Annotated in this window: 4 protein-coding genes; 2 read left to right on the top strand and 2 right to left on the bottom strand. The window is 38.6% G+C overall.

What is annotated here, in order from left to right; all coding sequences use genetic code 11:
- The coding region (locus RLO81_RS00815; RefSeq protein ID WP_350105826.1) for a type I phosphomannose isomerase catalytic subunit at window positions 1-333 on the bottom strand (333 nt) is incomplete at its 3' end.
- Between the two features lie 160 nt (window positions 334-493).
- On the opposite strand from RLO81_RS00815, the gene RLO81_RS00810 reads away from it, so the two are divergent.
- Window positions 494-1,225, top strand: coding sequence for a DUF6503 family protein (locus RLO81_RS00810; protein ID WP_350105823.1), 732 nt, complete (start codon window positions 494-496; stop codon window positions 1,223-1,225).
- On the opposite strand, the gene RLO81_RS00805 is transcribed toward RLO81_RS00810, so the two are convergent.
- Entirely contained in the window at window positions 1,219-2,496 is a 1,278-nt protein-coding gene (locus RLO81_RS00805) for an Nramp family divalent metal transporter (RefSeq protein WP_350105820.1), read from the bottom strand. The genes RLO81_RS00810 and RLO81_RS00805 overlap by 7 nt on opposite strands.
- Window positions 2,497-2,608: 112 nt before the next feature.
- Between RLO81_RS00805 and RLO81_RS00800 the strand changes: the two genes are divergently transcribed.
- Window positions 2,609-3,357: WD40 repeat domain-containing protein (locus RLO81_RS00800; RefSeq protein WP_350105817.1), on the top strand; the 749-nt coding region annotated here is incomplete at its 3' end.

The following is a 3,357-nucleotide window of genomic DNA, read 5'->3' as shown; positions in this document are numbered from 1 at the left end:
TTTGGCCTGTTCTTCATTCGGATGTACTTGAACGGAAAGGTCTCTATTGGCATCAATGAATTTGACAAGTAAGGGAAATTCATCACCATATTTTGAGAAAATCTTTTCTCCTAATAACATCCCTTTATATTCCTGGATCAGTTTTCTTAAAGAAGCACCTTTTAATGGCCCCTCAGATACTTCAGAAACATCACCATTCACACACGATAGTTCCCAGGTTTCACCGCATGTATCAGATGATGTTGCTTTACCCAACATCTCACGTAGGCGCGTTCCTCCCCAGATTTTATCTTTGGGAATGGTCTTAAATTTTAAGGGGTAAAGTTGCTCCACTAGCGTTTGCTCGTCTCAAAAAAGTCTCATGAAGATTCAAAATTGTTTGAAATAAGATTAACTTCAAAGCAAATTGTCTTCAATATGGCAAGGTTAATGATAAATTAAACTTGTCATGACTCCATCCGTAAAGCTACTCATCTAATTAATTGCAATTGATATGAAATACTGGATTTTATTTTTTTTAGCCACGTTTTATTCATGCAATAGCGTGAAAAATCCTCAAGAGGTAATAGATGCTGCTATGGCTGCGTCAGGATCTGACAAGTTAGCCAATTCAAAAGTTGAATTTATTTTTAGAAACACAGAATATGGCATCGAACAGAAAGGAGGAATGTATGAAATGGTACGCTTGTGGGAAAATGAAAAAGACCAGGTAGTAAGGGACGTTGTTACCAATGACGGATTTATCAGAGAGGTAAACGGGCAGGTTGTGGCAGTAGCCGATAGCATGGCTTTCAAGTATTCAAATTCCATTAATTCTGTATTTTATTTTGCTCTCTTACCCTATCGATTAAACGATGCAGCCGTGAATAAAAAGTACTTGGGTGAAGAATCAATAAATAAAACTGTATATCACAAAATTGAAGTCACTTTTGATATAGATGGTGGCGGAAAAGATCATGATGACGTTTTTATCTACTGGATAAATACACAAACAAATTATATCGATTATTTGGCATATAGCTATCTGGTAGATGGTGGTGGTATGCGGTTTAGGGAGGCTTACAACCCACGTATGGTTAATGGTGTAAGGTTTGTTGATTATATGAATTATGAGCCAATGGAAAAGAATCTGGCATTAGAAAATATTGGTGAAGCCTACAAGCAAGGCAAATTGAAGGAGCTATCTAAAATTGATATAACCAATATACTAGTTGAAACTTACTGAGATTTTAATTTTCTTAATTTTACAATCAAGTAAGCCACCAAAACGAGTGCAATACCCTGCCCTACAAAAAGTACCTGAACACTGGTTAGCATGAGAGAAGGCCATATTTTGACCACTGCACCATGTAATCCACGAAAGCCTACAACGGTAACCACATCAATAATAAGGAGTGATAATAGGTTCGTTAAACTCGAGTTTAAATAACTCTTCGCAATTAATTTATTAGAATTTGCTATTAAAAAAAGTGTGCTCACCAGTACTGGTAGTAGTAAACCGTTGAATGCCTGGGCTGCCACGATAATAGGTATTGGCTGCACTTCCAGCAACCCGAAAACCAATCCACAGACTAATATGATCTGCCAGATCCTGGTGTAAATGATGCTTTTGTATTTTCTCCCGCTGTAAATGCTTTTAGCTATTAATGATGCAGCTACAGGTGAAGTAATAGACGAGGTTATGCCGGCTGCAAATAGACCAAACCCCATCAGATAATACGCCCACTGGCCCCATGTTGACCCCAGGTAATTAGCTAAATCCAGGAAGCTAACATTTCCTTCCATGTTAGTAGCAATAATTAAAATTGAAATGGATATAATCCCGCCAAGGACAACTGATATTGTTAAGCCAAATCTCATATCATTGATAGATCGACCCTCACCTATGCCGCTGCCCAGAAAAATATTGTAAGGCACGATAGTAGTACCAATAAGACCTATTACCAACCAGGAAGAACCTTCGGGAATAGCAGGGATAAAACTATGCATTACTTCATCAGTTGAGAAGTCCGTACTAAAAGCCATAAAAAGGAATACTATTCCCATAAGTGCAACCAAGTACCCAAGCCATTTCAGCAAACCCTCAAAGCTATTTGCCGAAATAAGAAGATAAATGATTATGCCTAGGGCAAGTATTACCCACTGCTTATCGATAGCAAAAACAAGGCTAACCCCACTTACGGCACCCAAAATATTTCCTGCCTGATATGCCAAACATCCTGTAATCACCATGAGGCCTATGATATAGGCAATCCATTGTCTACTGTAGAGATCAACTATTAATTTACCTAGCGGCTTTCCTGAGCTTATCGTAACTCTGGCCGACATTTCCTGAATAACTAAACAGGCAATAGTTGAAAATACCAATGGCCAAATTAATTGAAAGCCAAATTGTGAACCCGCTGAGGTAGCAGTTGCAAGGGTACCGGGCCCAATAAATGCAGCAGAAATCACTGACCATAATACTATTGATGTTAGTTTATTTCTTAGCTGCATAGTTCATAAAGGTAATGATCAACAGGGTTTTACGGTTACAATAAGTCTTTTCAAAGTACTTAAAAATAACTAGATTTACTTATCATCCCCATAGAAGACTAAACCAACCATCATGAATATACAATCCACAATTAGAAATGTGCTCATAGTATGGCTATCTCTAATGTCGCTTCATGCATTTAGCAAATCTGGTGTGCCCCGAATTGTAATTAATTCTGGGGGACATTCCGGTAAGATTTTCAACATACTTTTTACACCTAATGGTCAGCAGATTATTTCTGTATCAGAAGATAAAACCATACGTGTGTGGGATGCTCGCACTGGAGAGTTAGTTAAAAAATTTGAATCACAAATTGGTAAAGGCCCAGAAGGGATGCTTTATGCCTCTGCCATTAGTTCGGATGGGAAGTATTTAGCTGCTGCTGGCTACCCTGTGGCTGACGAAGAAAGTAATCACATCATTCTCGTAGATATTGAAAAAGGCGTGCAGGTAGGTACCGCTAAAGGCCATAGCAACGTAATTAATTCACTTGATTTTACCGGGAGTGGTAAATACCTTGCCAGCGGCAGTGATGACGGCACCATTAAAATTTGGGAAGTGGCAGAGTCGCACACGATGAAAGAGGTTACTTCTTTGCAGGTGGGCACGCGGGTTACGAATATATCATTCAATGACAAAACGCAATCTCTCGCTGTGGCATCTGACCAACGAAATGTGTTGGTTTTTGATATGAACAAATTGGATCAGGGCACAACCAAGTTTATTCCAAGAGAACTTAAAAAGCATAAAGATATTATCAATAAAGTAGCCTATTCACCGGATGGCAGTTACATCGCATCTGCCAGCTTAAATAATGAACT

The organism is Fulvivirga sp. (assembly GCF_040220315.1).
In the GTDB taxonomy this organism is placed as follows: Bacteria; Bacteroidota; Bacteroidia; order Cytophagales; family Cyclobacteriaceae; genus Fulvivirga.
The sequence above is the reverse complement of the archived record's forward strand: the minus strand, read 5'-3'. Positions and strand labels throughout refer to the sequence as shown.

Excerpts from the sequence above, each read along its gene's own strand:
- RLO81_RS00810 (WP_350105823.1), top strand. The coding sequence starts at position 494 with ATGAAATACTGGATTTTATTTTTTTTAGCCACGTTTTATTCATGCAAT.
- RLO81_RS00805 (WP_350105820.1), bottom strand. The coding sequence starts at position 2,496 with ATGCAGCTAAGAAATAAACTAACATCAATAGTATTATGGTCAGTGATT.